The organism is Pseudomonas zanjanensis, assembly GCF_014268745.2.
Taxonomy (GTDB): domain Bacteria; phylum Pseudomonadota; class Gammaproteobacteria; order Pseudomonadales; family Pseudomonadaceae; genus Aquipseudomonas; species Aquipseudomonas zanjanensis.
In genome coordinates, this window is record NZ_JABWRB020000001.1 from 2,155,825 (window position 1) to 2,173,343 (window position 17,519).

The window sequence follows — 17,519 nt, forward strand, 5'->3', positions numbered from 1 at the left end:
TTCAGTGCACACCGACATCCACACCCGTACAAATTCGTTAATCCGCTTTCTGAGACTTATTTCGTTCAAGCCTAAGTATCAAACCGGACTTCAAGGTCATCTGGTAATGATGTTCCCGGCGCAGCCCCAAGTGAGTCCTGGAGTCTTGCCTGCCAATCAGGGATAGACCATCGGGTTCGGTGAACCAACGAACCGGTTCATCTCCCAGCCAGTGTCCCAGGCAATCGGTTTGGCCACCGAGGGTCTGGTCCGCCTTGAGTTCGACCAGGCAGGTGTTGGACGGTTTGTCCTGCATTGCCTGGCTTTGCGTGGTGTCCTGCGGGCTCGACAAAACGGCCTGCCACTGACCGGCCAACTGCGAGGGTTCTGCTAACAACAGGCTGCGCGCCATGGCGACTTCTCCACAAAACATCATCAGCGTAGCGAGCAACCCGGCGGTCGCCTGAACACTACAGGGCATGAACTTTCTACGCATTTCTTCGATCCTGACCGGGGTTCTGTAGGAGCTGTCGAGCGAAGCGAGGCTGCGATCTTTCCCTTACTCCTTGAGTCTCAAGCGAAAAGATCGCCGCCTTCGGCAGCTCCTACAGGAGGACCGGCATTACGCCACGATATCCGAGGCCGCCGCCTGGCCAACGGTGCTGACCAGGAAGTCAGCCACGCCGTGCCCGGAGAAGTCCACCGACAGCAGGCTGTTGCCACCCGATGTCGACAGCACCGCATCCCCCGCCGCACCGGTGAAGGCGCTGACGAAATGCAGGCCCGCGCCCTTGGTGATACCGGTCAGGTCGATCTTGTCCAGGCCACTGACGAAATCGAGGATCTGGTCGGTTGCTCCCGGCCGCGAATCGGAACTGGCAGCGAACACGAAGGTGTCCGAACCCGAGCCGCCCCAGAGCTTGTCCGCACCACCGGCGCCCCAAAGGATATCGTTGCCGGCGCTGCCCTTGAGCTCGTTGGCCACCGCGTTGCCGATCAGTAGATCGCTGCCCGAACCGCCGATGGCGTTTTCGATGGTTGCGCCTTGGGCGATGGACACGTTGCCGACCATGCCGCCAACATCGGAGAACGAGGCGTCATTGAGATTGATTTTCTGGTTTTGGGTAAAGCCAGAGAAATCCAGGGTGTCACGGCCGCCCGCATCCCATACCGAAAACACGACTTTGTCCGACGACGAAGACGCACTGAGGAAATCGCGACCGGTGTTGGAGTTGAAACCGTAGGTCGAATCGCCGGTACGGGTCGTGGTGTTGGCACCGTAGAGTTTCTGGATGGCCGCGATGTCATCCATCAACGGACCCGAGGCGTAGGCTTCGACGCCGCCCTTGCTGAAGTTCTGGTCGGTATTGCTTTCGCTCCAGTAGCTCATGAGGCTGTAGCCACGGGTGTCCTGGCCATAGGTGGCGTCATCGTAGGTCGGGCTGCCTTCGCCGGCGTTGTAGTCACCTGGGTGGGCCAGGCCGAGGGTATGACCGATTTCGTGGGTCAGGGTCTGACGGCCGTAGTTGTTCAGGTCCGGGTTCTTGTTCTGGGTATAGCTGCTGTTGATCAGGTACCAGGACGTGCCGTCATAACCGGCGCCAGTCCCCGGCAGATAAGCGAACGCCGCGGCGCCATCCTGGCCGCCGCTGTAGTTACCGAAGGTCATGTGACCGTCGCCACCGCTGGCCTTTTCGGTGAAGGTGACATTGGCCACGTCCGCCCAGGATTGCATGGCCAGGGCGGCCTGGCCCTTCTGCTGGGCGCTGAACTGGCTGAAGCCACTGATCCCATGCTTGTTCATGGTGCTGGATGAGGCTGACGTCAGGAAGGTATAGGTCAGCTCGATCTTGCCGCTGCCGTCCCGGTCCTGGTAAGCCGCGCCGTCGCGCAGCAACTGGGTGGCCGCCTCGTCGACGGAGTACGACGGTTTGCCATTGACGGTCAGGTTACCGCCGCGGTCGTATTGATGACTGAAACTATTGATCTGGTTGAACGCATTACTGGGAGCGGCCAGTTGCGGCGCCCAGAGCAGTTGCTCGGCAGAATCGATAGCGCTGTTTTTGACTTTCGACATAAACACACTTCCTTGTTTGCAAATGGAACAGTTTTAGTCAGACAGACGATCTCTGGCGAGATCGTCCTATCACTCGCCCAATGAGGACGTAAGAAACCTGACACAATTGGAAATCAAACGTCCAGCCATTTTTTTCGTTCAATTTCACGCCCTGCCCCTTAACACCCCTAAACAATAGACTTCGGCCTCGCTAGTCTCCGTGTGCAACTGCCGCAACTGCGGATTGTCGGACAAAACCATATTTAAATATTAAATAGCGATAACTAGCTGTTTGCGAACGACATCGCACTTTTCACAACTAAGTGCCAGCGAAGTGCTATTAATTAATACCTACTAAGCCATCTCAAGGTTTACGTGCACACACTTCCCGCAGACAGCCCCGAAGCCAGCGATGCACCGGGTCGGCGTCCATTCGCGGATGCCAGAGCATGGCGATCGTGAATTCCGGCACCGGAAACGGCAGCGTAAAACTGTGCAGGCCGATCCGCAGGCTGGTGGTGTAGCGCTCAGGCACGCTGGCAATCAAGTCGCTGGACCGAGCCAGCCCCAACGCCGAGGAAAAACCTGGCACGCTGGTGACGATTTCCCGGGACAGGCCCAACGCTGCCAGGGCTTGGTCGATGAGGCCATGATCCAAACCGCGCATCGAGACCCCGATATGCCCGCCCGCTGCATAACCGGTAGCGCTCATCGCCGCCTGGCTCAACGGGTGTCCGGCACGCGTCACCCCGATCAGGCGGTCGCTGAACAACGCCTGGGTTCGCAGTTCCGGGCTGGTGTCCTTGTCCACTACGGCCGTTTCCAGGTCCACGGTCCCTTCGCGAAGCGCTGTGCTGTCCCGGTCGGTCTTTTCCACGAAACGCAGCCGCACGCCGGGCGCTTGTTCGTGAATGCGGGCGATCAGGTCGATGGCGAAGTTTTCCACGAAGCCCTCACGGGTGCGCAGCGTGAAAGTCCGGTTCAAGCGCCCAAGGTCCGGGATCGTCACTGGGCGCAGCACCGCCTGGGCCTGTTGCACCAAGAGACTGACCTGTTCGCGCAGTTCCAGCGCCCGGGGTGTCGGCACCAGCCCTCGCCCGGCCCGTACCAACAGCGGATCTCCAGTGGTTTCACGCAACCGCGCCAATGCCCGGCTCATGGCCGACGGGCTGAGCCGCAGCCGCCGGGCGGCCCGGGCCACGCTGCCTTCGCAGAGCAGTACATCGAGGGTGACAAGCAGGTTTAGGTCAGGCGAAGACATGGCGCAATCTCGAATTGGATATAAGGCGCTTTGTGCAGCTATAAGCTGCAAACGCTGCGTCTTCCGCCATGTTATGCCCAGCGGTAACGTTGTGACAGCGCCGTATTGAGCGCGCGGAGACAGGTGACACGATGAAACCCATCAACACGCAACCAAACCAGCCGGCAACCGCCCCCGCGAGCCAGTCCTTTTCACCTCGCTGGGCCTTGGCGAGTCTTGCGCTCTCGACGCTGCTGGCCTCCCTCGGCGCCAGCGTGGCCGCAGTGGCGTTGCCGACACTGGCCCAGGCCCTCGATGCCTCTTTCCAGCAGGTCCAATGGGTGGTGCTCGCCTATCTGCTCGCCATGACCACGCTGATCGTCAGCGTCGGCCGCCTGGGCGACCTGATGGGCCGGCGCAAACTGCTCTTGGCCGGCATCGCCTTGTTCACCTTGGCCTCGCTGCTTTGCGGCCTGGCGCCTTCGCTTTGGTTGCTGATTGCAGGTCGGGCACTGCAAGGCCTGGGGGCGGCCATCATGATGACCCTGACCTTGGCCCTGGTTGGCGAAACGGTCGCCCAGGAAAAAACCGGCAGTGCCATGGGCCTGCTGGCCACGCTGTCGGCGGTGGGCACGGCCCTGGGTCCCTCCGTCGGCGGCCTGCTGATCAGCGGGTTCGGCTGGCAGGCCTTGTTTCTGGTCAACCTCCCCCTCGGCCTGTTGACCTTAGGGCTGGCCTGGTACGCGCTGCCGGTGCGGCAGGTGCCGCCAAAGGCCGGAACGGCCCGCTTCGACATCATCGGCACCGTGTTGTTGGCGTTGACGCTCGCCGCCTATGCCTTGGCCATGACCTCGGGGCGCGGGACCTTTGGCAAGTCGAATATTGCGCTGCTGCTGGTCGCGCTCGTGGGCGGCGGATTGTTCATTCGGGCCCAATCCCGGGCCGTGTCGCCGCTGATTCCGTTGACTTTATTTCGCGACAGGTCATTGGTCTCGGGCCTGGGGACGAGCGCCCTGGTCGCGACGATCATGATGGCAACGCTGCTGGTCGGGCCTTTTTACCTGTCCATCGCCCTCGGGCTGCCGGCGGTCCTCGTCGGGCTCGTGCTGGCGGCTGGGCCATGCGTCGCGGCGCTGGCCGGAGTGCCTGCGGGACGCCTGGCTGATCGGTTCGGCGTGCAAACCATGCGGCTCACCGGCCTGGCGACCATGGTCCTCGGTTGCCTGATGCTGTCATTGGTACCCCCCGCCCTTGGCATCGGCGGCTACCTCCCGGCCATCGTGGTCACGACCCTGGGCTACGCGTTTTTCCAGACGGCCAACAACACGGCGGTCATGGCCGATGTGGCGGCCCAAAGGCGGGGCGTCGTCGCGGGGCTGCTCAACCTGTCGCGCAACCTGGGTTTCTTCACCGGAGCCTCGGTACTCGGTGCGGTGTTTGCCGCCGCAGCGGCGACGAATGACATCACCCGTGCCAGCCGCGAGGCGGTGACGAACGGTCTGCACACGACCTTCGCCGTTGCCCTGGGAATGGCGATCCTGGCCCTGATCATCGCCCTGAAATACCGCGTGCCAGAGCGGTTGGGCGAACCTGAGGAGACCCCCGGTCAAGCGTGATGGCATTCTGAGCATTGCCGTTTAAGTCGTGATCCAGATCAAAAAAAGTGAACCAATCGCAAAACGGACTGAAAAAATCCACATGAGCTTCATTTTCAGGTGCTATTTTTAGTTCTCACTGGTAGAGCCAAGATGGCTCTTCCTTCCTGACATGAGCAAAAGGAAGCGCTCGATTGAAGAAGGCGGGCAACACATGAATAAAGGATCTTTCAGCAAGGTTACGTTCCCCAACGCTTGCCAGTTGATGCGCTGGCACTTCCATCCCATGGGATTCGAAGCGAGCATGGATGCGCCGGGCAGCATGGTTGCCCGGTTGTTTGATCGTGCCAGCGGCGAGACGATGATCGCCATTGCAGGGATCCCCTGTGCGACGGTGATGAATGCGCCGGATGTGGAACGAATAATCGAGGCGGTTGAGGCCGAGCTGGAAGCCTTTGTGCCACCGGTTGGGTTGCGACGGTTTGCTTCCTGATCGGGTTGGTTCTTTTTAATGCTGGATAAGCGGCGTCTCCCTTTTTGGGAAGGCGCCGTTTTTTTGAGGTACATAACCGTTGCTGCGCTAACGGCGGCTTATGGTTCCGCTTTTACAGCGGGTCACTATTGCGAGGCGGCCTGAGAGCCGACCTGGCTCTTCAGGTCGTACACCCATCAGATCTGTAGGGCAAAGCTTGCTCGCGATAGCGGTGGCTCAGTCAATGAAGAGGTTGGATGGGCTGGCCTCTTCGCGAGCAGGCTCGCTCCCACAGGTGATCTGGGTATTCATGAGTTTTGTGTTCATCGCCCGGCCCTTTGTGGGAGCGAGCCTGCTCGCGATTGCAGTGGTGCAGCACACATAAATGCCAGCCCCGACCGCTTTTGCTTTGCTTTGCTTTGCTTTGGATCTTGATCTGGGCGCCCCGTTAAACCACGCTGGCCGAACGCAGGCATTGCGCAGTGGGCATCCCGGCATGGATGCCGGGATAGCCGCGCGGGGCCATGGATGGCCCTTCGCGGCGGCCCACGGAGCAATGCCGGAGTGAGGGCACACCGAGCCTAGGCGAGGCACCGAGTGGTGGGGCACAGCGTTTTTGGTTACTTTTGGCTGGTCCGGCTCCCGGCTCTTCCAAAAGTGACCCGCTGTAAAAGCGGAACCATAAGCCGCCGTTACCTAAATAACGGATATACACACCACTCTCATATCCCAGCACGGAAGCCTCAACCCTTACGAACACGCCGATGGTCAACAAAAAAAGGCTTATCCGCAGCAACACGATCCGAAGCCTTAGGCCCATTGGCCGCCTGCCCATCCTGCCCATCGACATACCAGTAGCAATGCTGCACCGCACGAGTAATCCCCACATACGCCAAACGCAAGATTTCATCTTTTTGCGCTGTGTCGTAAGGCTCGGCATCCCCGTCCTGCCCCAGCCCAGCCATTCGATAAACCTGATTTTTGTAGGGCGAACTGCTCAAGTGCTGACAGTCACCCAACAAGAACACCGCATCAGCCTGGAGCCCCTTGGCACTGTGGTAAGTCATCTGCCTGAGCCGCCGAGCCTCGTAAGGCAAGCTAGAATCCACATTAACTACTGACTGAATATTCTTTTCTATCAATAGCTTGTCGCTACTTTTTCGATACAACATCAAGATGGAGTCACCCTTGCGATAATGCTCCTCCAATCGCAGGGCCAGGCCTTCATCGTCTCGATCCAGCACATTGACCGGACTCAGCGAACGAGGCATGCCGCTGGCCTTGGCCTTTTTACCAGGGATCGCCGCAGCGGCACGTACGATGTGCTCGGCCGCGTCAATGATGTGCTGATGGCTGCGGTAGTTGTCGGTAAGCATGACCCGAGTTGTCGCGGGTGACGGGAACTGCTTGTTGAACGCCATGAAATAGCTCGGCGAACTGCCGCGCCAGCCATAGATCGATTGCCAATCGTCCCCGACACACAGCAAGGAAGAGCGCTGGGCGCCGCGCCCCACATGCAGCGCTGGGCCACGGCTACGGACCTCGCGGAGACTGGCGCGAAGCCAGGAGACGATCTGCGGCGACACGTCCTGGAATTCGTCGATCATCAGATGCGAAAGCGGCCTGAGCAAGGCATCACCCAGCAACTTGAAGTTTTCCGGCGAATGTTCGCTGAACAACGCAAACATGCGGTTGTAGGTCATGACTGGTGGCGATTGATCGAGTAAATGGTCTTCGAATGCCCGCCAATAGCGACTCAACGCCTCGAAAAAATACCGATCAGGGTCATCTTGGGCGAAGGACATCCGGCCCACGGCATCTGGGACGTCAAGCCCCAGGTTCTCGATAAAGCCTGCCGCCGTGACAAAACAGTCCAGCAATGGTGCCGATCCCAGCTCGCCCTTGACCTTATAGTCGAACCCGGGCCCGGCGCTGGCATCGCCGGCCATTGTGGCCACCACACGCTTTGATGCCTCATAACTTTCCAACCAGATCAGTGGCTTACGGCAGAAAGCTTGAAACAAGGTACGCTTTACCGCCCACTCCGCGCGGATACTCAACTTGGCGCCCGGACGACCGAGCCGCGCGTCTTCCCGCGGATCGAAGCCCAGCATCACCCAGGCATCGAGTGACGGTGCGTAGCCGTGACAATGGAATCGAGAACCGTTGATTTCAAAAGTCTGTCGCTTTGGCTCGATTCCCTTGATTGGCCAGGCACCGGCGCGAAACCATAGATCTTCGACGGCGTCGCACAATTCTTCGTCGCGCTGGGCCGCCAGCTCGGTGACGGCCACCCGTTTTTGCACATCCGGGTGATCGCGCTCCAGTTCCTTGAGCTGCAGGGCATGGCGGGACAACGGCTGGATCAGCTCACGGAAACGCGCGTCCCGCTGGTAAAGGCTGTAATAACAGGCGTTGAGTTGCTGGCGCTGGACGTCATTGACGCGCAGGTCAAAAGGATTGTCTTGGGCGTCGTCCGCTTCGGCGCGATGACTCAGGGTCTCGAAGGCCTGGAGGCGCTCGAACCCGGGCAAGCTGCGCACCATGGGCAAGATACGCGAATGGAAGGTTCGAACCAGATCGCGAGCTTCCTTGAGGCTGACAGTTCGCCCCCACAGGCCGAACACTTCGATCAGCTTTCGAATGAAATCCTTGCGCGACTCCCGGGTAAACGTCACCACAGTCATCGAATCCAGTTCGAAGCCCAAGTAGTGGGACAGCAGCACGATACGCAGCACCAGGGTCGTGGACTTGCCCGCACCCGCCCCGGCGACCACCGACGTGGACGGTGTGTCGCTGAAAATCATCTTCCATTGCGCGACACTGGGTTGTGCATGCGCCGGCAGCAATCGAGCAACGTCCGCTTTGATGCGTTTCTTCAACTCGGCGGTCAGTGGCAGACGCCAGTCGTCGAACAACAAATCATCCACCTGGGGTGCCGGGTGCTCCGTGCTACGCGAATCGCGGATCAACAGCACCTGACGGCCCTCTTCGAGCCCTTCGGCCCTGCCTTCCTTATAGCCATAGTCGAAACCGGCGGTATGGCCGCTGCGAAAGCCATCGGCCTGGCCGTGCAACCAGGACGCCCGGTGCTGGGCACGCAGGCGCGTCAGGCCATGGCCGAAGAATCGAGCGGCCAGGCGCTTGAGCAACGGCATCTGGGCCAGGGGTAACAGCTCGGGGGGAAGATCGGGAGTGTGTTGCGACACGTGGGACTCCGGTGTCCAAGAACCATGACGGCTATGGTGTCTGTATTTGCCGCCAGGTTCCACCCAAAAGCTTTTAAGTCATGGGTTTAGGCGATGAAGTGAAAGTTGGCTCGCGATTTTATATCTAAATAAACGATAGGATTGAAACGTTTTTTACGCTTTTTATCGATGCTTTCCTTGGCGAAAATAGCGTCATCAACCCTCGCTTTCGCTCTTCAGCGAAAAGGACACAACATGCTCGAACTCAGGCCCTTCGCCACCTTGGGTGCCGCCAACCACGGCTGGTTGGATGCCCACCACCATTTTTCGTTCGCCGAGTACTACGACCCGCAACGCATGCATTGGGGCAATCTGCGCGTCTGGAACGATGATGTCATTGCCCCCGGCAGTGGTTTTCCTCAACATCCGCACCGGGACATGGAAATCATCACCTATGTTCGCGAAGGCGCCATCAGTCATCAGGACAACCTGGGCAACAAGGGCCGTACGGAGGCTGGCGACGTACAGGTCATGAGCGCGGGCACCGGAATTGCCCACAGCGAGTACAACCTGGAATCGACGGCCACGCGCATTTTCCAGATATGGATCATTCCCAACGAAGAAGGCCTGGCACCGTCATGGGGCGCCAAACCGTTTCCCAAGGACTCGCGCGAAGGCTTCGTGACCCTGGCCAGCGGCAAGGCCGGCGATGATCAGAGCCTGCGCATTCGCGCCAACGCGCGGTTGGTCGCGGCCAACCTCAAGGCGGGTGAAAGTGCGGAGTATCGGCTGGACGCCGGGCGACGAGCTTATCTTGTGCCAGCCACAGGATCGATAGAAATCAATGGATTACGCGCACAAGCTCGAGACGGTGTTGCGATTGAAGCTGAACAGGTATTGCGAGTGACCGCGATCGAAGACAGCGAAATCGTGCTCGTAGACCTGGCTTGATCCCTGCGCTGTCCTGCTGCTCTTGTGGCGAGGGAGCTTGCTCCCGCTGGGCCGGTCCGACGCCTCGGGCGCAGCGGCCCCGCTTTTTTTGGCGGTCGCTGCGCAACCGAGCGGGAGCAAGCTCCCTCGCCACACGTTCACATCACAGGCATCACTTGCACAGGCGTTACTTGCTAGTGATAGCCCCATCCACCAACGTTTGTGCCTCAGCCACCAACTGCTTGAGGTGCGCATCGCCAATGAAGCTTTCAGCGTAGATCTTGTAGATATCTTCAGTACCGGACGGACGCGCCGCGAACCAGCCGTTTTCGGTCATGACCTTCAGGCCGCCGATGGCCTGGTCATTGCCCGGCGCATGGCTGAGGATGCTCTGGATCTTCTCCCCAGCCAGTTCCGTAGACGTCACCTGGTCCGGCGACAGCTTGCTCAGCAGCGCCTTCTGCTGCGGGTTGGCCTTGGCATCAACGCGAACCGAGAACGGTTCGCCCAGCGCGTCGGTCAAGGCGCGGTAGGCCTGGCTCGGATCGCGACCGGTGCGGGCCGTCATCTCCGCCGCCAGCAACGCCGGAATCAGGCCGTCCTTGTCGGTACTCCAAACGCCGCCATCCTTGCGCAGGAACGAAGCACCGGCACTTTCTTCACCGCCAAAGCCCAGGGAGCCATCGAACAGGCCATCGGCAAACCATTTGAAGCCCACCGGCACTTCATAGAGACGGCGCCCCAGGCGCTTGGCGACGCGATCGATCAGGCCGCTGCTGACCACCGTCTTGCCCACGCCAGCATCGGCGCGCCATTGCGGGCGATTCTGGAACAGATAGTCGATCGACACTGCCAGGTAATTGTTCGGCGCCAACAGACCGCCGGACGGCGTCACGATGCCATGGCGGTCATGGTCCGGGTCGCAGGCGAAGGCCACGTCGAAACGCTCCTTCAGGCCAATCAACCCTTGCATGGCATGGCTGGAGGATGGGTCCATGCGGATCTGCCCGTCCCAGTCGACGGTCATGAAACGAAAGGTGGAATCCACGTGGGTATTCACCACCTCAAGGTCCAAGCGGTAATGCTCGGCAATGGCTGGCCAGTAGCGTACGCCCGCGCCACCCAACGGGTCGACGCCCAGGTGCAGCCCGGCAGTGCGGATGGCATCGAAATCGATGACATTGATCAGGTCCGCCACGTAAGTGTTGACGTAGTCATGGCGGTGGGTGGTATCGGCCTTCAGGGCCTGCTCGTAACTGACGCGCTTGACGCCGGCGAGCTGGTTGGCCAGCAGTTCGTTGGCCTTGGCTTCGATCCACTTGGTGATGTGGGTATCGGCCGGGCCACCGTTAGTAGGGTTGTACTTGTAGCCACCGCTTTGCGGCGGGTTGTGGGACGGCGTGATGACGATACCGTCCGCCAGGCCCGACGTGCGGCCACGGTTGTAGCAGAGAATGGCGTGGGAAACCGCTGGCGTCGGGGTGTATTCATCCCCCTCGGCGATCATGACGGTCACACCGTTGGCCGCGAACACTTCCAATGCGCTGGCGCCCGCCGGGGTCGACAGCGCGTGAGTGTCGATACCGACGAACAACGGTCCGTTGATCCCCTGGGCTTCGCGGTACAGGCAGATCGCCTGGCTGATTGCCAATACATGCCACTCGTTGAAGCCCAGGTCAAAGGAGCTGCCGCGGTGGCCGGAGGTGCCGAACGCCACGCGCTGGGTTGCAACCGAGGCATCGGGTCGGCCGGTGTAGTAGGCCGTCACCAGTCGCGGGATATCGATCAACAACTCTGCCGGTGCCGGCTTGCCCGCAAATGGACTGACTGTCATGCAAAACCTCTGAGTGGAATGGCTCGGGAAATGGGGTGCAGTTTACTGACAGTTCGACCATGGCGCGATGGGTTCGATCCATCGCCGCCGATTACGATTGCTCGAGCCTCAAGGCGTCGGTCAACGCGCAGAGTGCCGCGTCCAGGTCCTGTGGCCCATTGAGCGCATGGGTCAGGCGCATATGTTGCCCATACAGGCCATAAAGGCTGAACAGTTCTCCGGGCGCGATGACGATTCGCTGGGCCAGGAGCCGACGAAACACCCGCCGCAAGTCGACCCTTCGCGTCGAGCGCATCCAGATCGTCGCGCCACCTTGAGGTTCCACCCATTGCAAGCTATCCCCCAGCCGCTCGCGCAGCAGTTGTGTGGTCGAAACCGCACTTTCGCGCAGCAGGCGCCGCAACACCAGCAAATGCTGGTCAATCCGACCGTTGCTGTACAGCCGGGCGATGGCCTTCTGGCGAATCGGCGACAGGCGAAACGCACGGAGCAGGAAATGTCGCTGCAGTTGCAGGGTCAACTGGCGCGACAACACGTAGCCGTACGGCGCCTCTGGGCCGATGGTCTTCTCGAAGGTGGAATAGACGATCAGCCGGTCCGGGTCGAGCAAGTCCCGAAAAGGCGTCGCCCCGGCCTCGAACGCCAAGTCTGTATGGCTGTCGTTCTCCAGCACCCACGTGCCGTGCCGTTCCAGCAACTGCGCGATGGCACGACGGTTTTCCTCGGGAACGAACGACCCCGTTGGCATGTTCAGGACCGACGACAACATCACCAGACGTACCGTTTCGCTTTCCAACAGTTGTTCCAACTGCTCGATATCGATTTCCCCGCCGGCCAGCAGTGGCAACTCGATGAGGTTGATGTCAGCGGCCTGGAGCAGGCGCAACACGACCCAGTCACAAGGCGATTCGATCAACACGGTGGCGCCCCGAAGTGCCAGTACGCCAATCAGGATCTCCAGGACACCCCGCAGGTCGGCACCGATGTAGACGTCATCGGCGTTCCAGCAACGGGCCGGCGAAGACGTGTAGCGGGCCGCCAGCGCGGTGCGCAGTTCCAGCTCGCCCCAGGGTTGCGAAGGCATCTGCGAGGAACGTGGATACTGGCGCAGCAGCTCGCGCTCGAGCAACAACATCGGACTGTCCAATGGCTGCATCGACGCCGGCTCATCCGCGCTGAGCACCAGCATGCCTGGCCGTCGGGCGTTGACATACAACGTTTCAAGTAGATCGCCGCCGCCGTCCAGGGTAGTCGTGCTGGGTGCCGGCAGCGCGTAATAACCGGACTTGGCGATCGAATAGACCCGCCCTTCCTTCTCCAGTAATGAATACGCGTACTGAATGGTGGATATCGACACATTCAGACGCTCGGCCAATTGCCGCAACGAGGGCAGGCGCACCCGCGCATTGACCTCCAGTTCGTTGATCAGCGTGGTCAGGTAGCGATAAACCGCCTGGTAGGCGAAGTCTGTCTCCCGGCAACCTTTCATCGGATCACGCCAGGAGAGCGGATTGCAGGCGGCCAGGTCGCAACGCCGGGCATCATGATCGGGCGGGAGGTAGACGACTCCATCAAACCGCGTTCCTCAGTGCCTTGCCGAGTGTTCGTGCGGCTCATCGGCGGCCTGCCCGGCTTCTGCCGTGTCGATGTCGTCGAGGACCTGTTGCAGATCGCCGCCCAGAACCGTTTCCGGTTGGTCCGGCGATGCCACGCTCGCTTGGTACAGTTTGCCAAGGACACCGACGGGCAGGCCACTGACGTCGACCATCCAATGTGCGATCTGATCGGCAACGGGCGCGCCCTGCATGGCCTTGTGCAGCTCCGGCAGTGCCACCAGCATGCCAGGGTGGCAACAACGCAGGAAATCTTCCAGGCCCGCGCCCTGCCCCACGAACGGGGCGAACACCATACACACCAGTTGCGTTTCGCTGAGCCCCAGGATCTTTTGCGCTTGGAGGGCGGCGAAGGCGCGGCGCTCGGGAATCGACGAAGGTAAGCCGAACAGCGCCCGAGCCTGCTCGCAGGCATGTTCCGGCAACTGCTTGCGATGCATGATCATGATCGCCCGCTGCACGTAGTCGCCGTACCCCGTTTCGTAGCTGCGCCCCTGCACGTAGCAAGCCTGCAGCCCATGCAAATGAGCCGACAGCAACGGGCTGAGGTATTCGTTTTCGCTCGTCGAGGGCATGAGGTGGTCGGTCCGTACCCGCAAGAATTCGTTGAACAGCGGCCAATTGGTACCTTCCTGGCGATCGACGATCAGGTCGTCGATGCCAATGTGGCTCATCCGCCGACAGGCCTCGTAATGCCCCTCGGGTTTCCATGCGCCAAGGCGCTCGGGACCGTAGAAATGTTCGTAGAGATCGTTGTTCAAGGTATCGAGGTGCGCAAAGAGACTGTCGAAACAGCCAATGTTGTCGATCGGCAAACCGATCTTGCGGGCCGCGCGGCGCAGGCCCGAAATAAACAGTTTTTGCTGGCGCGGCGTATCGCTGCTGACCATCGAATCCACGCCAGGCTCCCAGCGGGCCATGTGCCGATAGAACTCGGTCATCGCCAGGTAGCCTTCCCCCCCGATTTCAAGGGGGCTGTCGACCGAGCGAAGGTGCCCCAACGCCAGCAGATCCATGCGATTGGCCTCGTGCCCCGCCACCGACAAGGGCTGCCGGTGATTGAACGGCAACACCTCGCGGTTATCCGCCATCAGCAATTCGACCCGAGGATCGTCATAGACAAACAGCGCGCTGTAGCAGCGATGGATGTTCTCCAGCGTCGCCTGGGTGGTCTCGCTCAAGCGCGGCGTGGCGACGCGCAAAGCGAAGGTCACCGGATGCCGGCCGGCGATGCTGAGTTGCGCGGCCCGCAAAGCGGTCAGCACGTAAAAGCCCTCTCGGCTGCCGTTCTGGACCGTCAACACCCGATAATCGCCAATCCGGTCGATGCCTCCGGCGGCGACAATCAATCGCTGGATCAAAAGCTGCAACGCGGTCCGTTCGGCCCGCGAATAAAAACCCAACAAACGTTGCAGTATCTGTTGATACACGTGAGTCATTGCCTGCTCATGAATTGCACTCATAGCTATTTACCTGAAATTCAACTATCGGCGCCGCACCCGCACCAACGTGACCGCGCGACGTGTTGATCTGAATGGATCGTTCTAGTACTCAAAGAGTATTAGCAATACGCTCAAGCGGTGCTTGCCGTAATTATTTGATACATATGCAGAGAGTCACCCGACACTCCTTGGCTCCCCCGCCGCGGGCCGCGTAAATACGGGGCCTCGCCAAGCCAGGGGCATGTCCTAGGAGATTTCCGACAACGTCCCACAGATAATGAGTACGCGAAATAAGGAACTTGCCGAACTTGAATAGACCCTCTACCCCACCTTGTTTTCCCCAGGTTCGATAGATAGCCCCGCTCCAATAAACGCTCATTGCACCTTGAATGTGCCTTGAAGGATGAAGGCCTTCGAAAAAGTTATACCGCACCACGACTTCTTCCTTGATATGGAAATCAAGCGTTCAATTATCAGGACTTAAATAATGATTAGAAGATACAGATTGAGGGCAAAAACCAGTTCAGATGTTGACCTTTCGGTTGTTTCGGTAACTGAGCGAACCGGGACAGGCCACAGATGGGTGCTGCAAGGCATGTACACACCGCCGCCAGCCAGCGGGTGCAGGGGGAAAGGAAAAACGGGGATCAAGCCGAAGGCGGCGCAAGAGCCCGGGCGATGACTCTTGCGCAAGACAGGTATCAGGCGGGGTCGACGACCTGAAGGGCAACGCGCTCGCGGCAAGGGCATTCGCCCATGTACCGGTGAGCTTCGACAAACTCGGAGAACGGGAAGACCCGCGTCTTGAGGGGCAACAGCACGCGATCGGCGGTCAGTTGATTGATATCACGCAATGCGCGTTGCAACGCCACTTGGTCCTGGAGGATGCCCAGTTCCGGTTTGCCGGTGAAATTGCCGATGCAGTGCACGAAGAACTGAATGTTCTTCTGGAACGCCGCGCACGCCGGGAACGGTGTCTGGTTGCCGCCCTGCAAGCCGTACAACACCAGGCTGCCACGGGGTGCCAGCACATCGCCCAACAGCGACATCTGCGGCCCGCCAAGGCCATCGAACACGACATCGACGCCACGATTGTCGGTGAGCTTGTTGATTTGCATCAGCAAGTCCTGCTCTTCGGTGACGATGACTTTCTCGGCACCCAGCGACAGCAGGTATTCACGTTCGTCAGCCGTCTTGGTCGCCGCAATCACCCGCACACCCAGGGCCTTGCCCAGTTGGACAAAGGACGGGCCGGCACAATGGCTGGCATCGGTGACCAGGGCGAATTGCCCCGGCTTGACCCGCGCCAGGTCCATGTAGGCGAAGTAGGCGATCAGCAGCGGCGTGTAATGCACGGCGGCTTCGATCGGGCTGAGCACGTCGGGATAACGGGTCAGAGCGGTGCGCGGCAGCACGATCACTTCGCCGTACACGGGATAATCATTCGGGCTCTCGGCCGGGAAACTGGCGACCTTATCGCCCACGGCCAAGTCATCGATGCCGTCGCCGACGGCCGTGACCACGCCGGCCATCTCATGGCCCAGGCCCGAAGGCAGGCGTGCCTGGGACGACGCCAGGTTCTGGCGCCACAAGGTGTCGTACCAACTGATGCCGATCGCTTCGACGCGGACCTGCACTTCTCCTGGCGCAGGAAGAGCCGCCGCATGCTCTTCGCATTTGAGCACCTCGGCACCACCAAACTTGTGAAAACGGATCGTGCGGGACATCGCAAACCTCGTCAAAGTAACCTCTAATGCCATGAACTCTATCCGGGCTTTGTAGCCAAGACCATCAGTGGCTATTAATAGTCGACATGCCTGTCATTGATTCCGCAGCAAGAAAACCGAATCAGTCCTGTAAGACTTATCCCTAAGAAAATGCATTTACCCGATGCAGAGTACCAGCCTTTCCCCGTAAGATTCATGCCGGCCATTGTTCCCATATGGCCGCCGACGTCAAGCTTGCTGAACCTGCCAGGACCCCAGATGAATCGTAATGACCTGCGGCGTGTCGACCTGAACCTGTTGATCGTGTTCGAAACACTGATGCATGAACGCAGCGTGACCCGCGCGGCCGAGAAGCTGTTTCTCGGCCAGCCGGCCATCAGCGCAGCGCTGTCGCGCCTGCGCAGCCTGTTCGATGACCCGCTGTTCGTGCGCACCGGCCGCAGCATGGAGCCTTCGGCCCGGGCGGTCGAGATCTTCGCCCTGCTCTCCCCAGCCCTGGACTCGATTTCCACGGCGGTGAGCCGCGCTGCGGAGTTCGACCCGGCCACCAGCACCTCGGTGTTTCGCATCGGCCTGTCGGACGACGCCGAATTCGCCCTGCTGCCGATGCTGCTCAAGCGCCTGCGGGCCGAAGCGCCAGGCATCGTGCTGGTGGTGCGGCGGGTCAACTACATTCTGATGCCGGGCTTGTTGGCCTCCGGTGAAATTTCCATCGGTGTCAGCTACACCGACGACCTGCCGGCCAACGCCAAGCGCAAGGTCTTGCGGCGCAGCATGCCCAAAGTGCTGCGGGCCGACACCGCGCCGGGACGACTGACCCTGGACGAATTCTGCGCCCGCCCCCACGCCCTGGTTTCCTTCGCAGGAGACTTGAGCGGTTTCATTGATGAGGAATTGGCGAAACTCGACCGCAAGCGCCATGTCGTATTGGCCGTGCCGCAGTTCAACGGCTTGAGCACGCTGCTGGCGGGTACCGACATCATCGCCACCGTGCCCGACTACACCGCCGACGCACTGACCGCCGCCGGTGGCGTACGCGCCGAAGACCCGCCCATACCGGTGCGCAGCTTCGAACTGCACATGGCCTGGCGCGGCTCCCAGGACAATGATCCGGGGGAGCGCTGGTTGCGGTCGCGGATTCAGATGTTTTTTGGCGACCCTGAGAGTCTCTAGGGGTCGTCGGGCAGGCAGTTTATCTGATCATTTTTGCCTTTCCACAAACCATGGAGCTCCATTCACTTCCAGTGGATTGCTACATTGGGGGCACATCTGAGGGCATGCTTTGGATGGTTTGAAAAGGATGCCCCCAGCCTTAGGCCAAGTGGGCTATTGATGAGGATGGATGCACTGAGGGAGATATGAACCCTCGGCCCTACCCCGTATCAATGGCCGAGCCGTAGTGAGCCCACCACCCACCACGCTGGACAAATGCGTGCAAATGTA

Annotated in this window: 12 protein-coding genes; 4 read left to right on the forward strand and 8 right to left on the reverse strand. The window is 60.2% G+C overall.

Translation table 11 applies throughout. From position 1 onward, the window contains the following. Nucleotides 1-37 precede the first annotated feature (37 nt). The 3 genes from HU715_RS08995 to HU715_RS09005 all read right to left on the reverse strand — a co-directional run bounded on the left by HU715_RS08995 (nt 38) and on the right by HU715_RS09005 (nt 3,296). Nucleotides 38-475, reverse strand: a complete 438-nt coding sequence (locus HU715_RS08995; RefSeq protein WP_437182504.1) for an AprI/Inh family metalloprotease inhibitor — start codon at nt 473-475, stop codon at nt 38-40. 126 nt (nt 476-601) lie between these two features. Then, nucleotides 602-2,056 (reverse strand): serralysin family metalloprotease, encoded by a 1,455-nt coding sequence (locus HU715_RS09000; protein ID WP_186706761.1) that lies wholly within the window; start codon nt 2,054-2,056, stop codon nt 602-604. 343 nt (nt 2,057-2,399) lie between these two features. Further along, nucleotides 2,400-3,296: a LysR family transcriptional regulator gene (locus HU715_RS09005; RefSeq protein WP_186706760.1), complete on the reverse strand. Its 897-nt coding sequence runs from the start codon at nt 3,294-3,296 to the stop codon at nt 2,400-2,402. Between the two features lie 131 nt (nt 3,297-3,427). On the opposite strand from HU715_RS09005, the gene HU715_RS09010 reads away from it, so the two are divergent. Both HU715_RS09010 and HU715_RS09015 read left to right on the forward strand, forming a co-directional pair. Continuing rightward, nucleotides 3,428-4,891, forward strand: a complete 1,464-nt coding sequence (locus HU715_RS09010; RefSeq protein ID WP_186706759.1) for an MFS transporter — start codon at nt 3,428-3,430, stop codon at nt 4,889-4,891. 193 nt (nt 4,892-5,084) lie between these two features. Further along, entirely contained in the window at nt 5,085-5,363 is a 279-nt protein-coding gene (locus tag HU715_RS09015; protein WP_003201764.1) for a DUF1652 domain-containing protein, read from the forward strand. A gap of 722 nt (nt 5,364-6,085) precedes the next feature. Here HU715_RS09015 and HU715_RS09020 read toward each other — a convergent pair. Then, entirely contained in the window at nt 6,086-8,551 is a 2,466-nt protein-coding gene (locus HU715_RS09020) for a UvrD-helicase domain-containing protein (RefSeq protein ID WP_186706758.1), read from the reverse strand. A gap of 234 nt (nt 8,552-8,785) precedes the next feature. Between HU715_RS09020 and HU715_RS09025 the strand changes: the two genes are divergently transcribed. Beyond that, the gene (locus HU715_RS09025; RefSeq protein WP_186706756.1) at nt 8,786-9,481 is read left to right on the forward strand and encodes a pirin family protein; all 696 of its coding nucleotides are present in this window, start codon (nt 8,786-8,788) and stop codon (nt 9,479-9,481) included. Nucleotides 9,482-9,647: 166 nt separating this feature from the next. Here the strand turns inward: HU715_RS09025 and pgm are convergent, their stop codons facing one another. The 4 genes from pgm to HU715_RS09045 all read right to left on the reverse strand — a co-directional run bounded on the left by pgm (nt 9,648) and on the right by HU715_RS09045 (nt 16,076). After that, nucleotides 9,648-11,294 (reverse strand): phosphoglucomutase (alpha-D-glucose-1,6-bisphosphate-dependent), encoded by a 1,647-nt coding sequence (pgm, locus tag HU715_RS09030; RefSeq protein ID WP_186706754.1) that lies wholly within the window; start codon nt 11,292-11,294, stop codon nt 9,648-9,650. A gap of 91 nt (nt 11,295-11,385) precedes the next feature. After that, complete coding sequence (locus HU715_RS09035; protein WP_186706753.1) at nt 11,386-12,783, reverse strand: aminotransferase-like domain-containing protein; 1,398 nt, start codon at nt 12,781-12,783, stop codon at nt 11,386-11,388. 96 nt (nt 12,784-12,879) lie between these two features. Beyond that, a complete protein-coding gene (locus HU715_RS09040; RefSeq protein WP_186706751.1) occupies nt 12,880-14,370 on the reverse strand; it encodes a hypothetical protein in 1,491 nt (496 codons plus the stop codon). Nucleotides 14,371-15,050: 680 nt separating this feature from the next. After that, the gene (locus tag HU715_RS09045) at nt 15,051-16,076 is read right to left on the reverse strand and encodes a zinc-dependent alcohol dehydrogenase family protein (protein ID WP_053119386.1); all 1,026 of its coding nucleotides are present in this window, start codon (nt 16,074-16,076) and stop codon (nt 15,051-15,053) included. A 258-nt stretch (nt 16,077-16,334) separates the two neighbouring features. On the opposite strand from HU715_RS09045, the gene HU715_RS09050 reads away from it, so the two are divergent. Beyond that, nucleotides 16,335-17,249 (forward strand): LysR family transcriptional regulator, encoded by a 915-nt coding sequence (locus tag HU715_RS09050; RefSeq protein ID WP_225917577.1) that lies wholly within the window; start codon nt 16,335-16,337, stop codon nt 17,247-17,249. The last annotated feature ends 270 nt before the right edge of the window (nt 17,250-17,519 follow it).

Bases quoted from the DNA above. Each gene is read 5' to 3' on its own strand.
- HU715_RS09050 (WP_225917577.1), top strand. From the start codon at position 16,335: ATGAATCGTAATGACCTGCGGCGTGTCGACCTGAACCTGTTGATCGTG.
- HU715_RS09005 (WP_186706760.1), bottom strand. From the start codon at position 3,296: ATGTCTTCGCCTGACCTAAACCTGCTTGTCACCCTCGATGTACTGCTC.
- HU715_RS08995 (WP_437182504.1), bottom strand. From the start codon at position 475: ATGCGTAGAAAGTTCATGCCCTGTAGTGTTCAGGCGACCGCCGGGTTG.
- HU715_RS09035 (WP_186706753.1), bottom strand. From the start codon at position 12,783: ATGAAAGGTTGCCGGGAGACAGACTTCGCCTACCAGGCGGTTTATCGC.
- pgm (WP_186706754.1), bottom strand. From the start codon at position 11,294: ATGACAGTCAGTCCATTTGCGGGCAAGCCGGCACCGGCAGAGTTGTTG.
- HU715_RS09000 (WP_186706761.1), bottom strand. From the start codon at position 2,056: ATGTCGAAAGTCAAAAACAGCGCTATCGATTCTGCCGAGCAACTGCTC.
- HU715_RS09045 (WP_053119386.1), bottom strand. From the start codon at position 16,076: ATGTCCCGCACGATCCGTTTTCACAAGTTTGGTGGTGCCGAGGTGCTC.
- HU715_RS09010 (WP_186706759.1), top strand. From the start codon at position 3,428: ATGAAACCCATCAACACGCAACCAAACCAGCCGGCAACCGCCCCCGCG.
- HU715_RS09040 (WP_186706751.1), bottom strand. From the start codon at position 14,370: ATGAGTGCAATTCATGAGCAGGCAATGACTCACGTGTATCAACAGATA.
- HU715_RS09025 (WP_186706756.1), top strand. From the start codon at position 8,786: ATGCTCGAACTCAGGCCCTTCGCCACCTTGGGTGCCGCCAACCACGGC.
- HU715_RS09015 (WP_003201764.1), top strand. From the start codon at position 5,085: ATGAATAAAGGATCTTTCAGCAAGGTTACGTTCCCCAACGCTTGCCAG.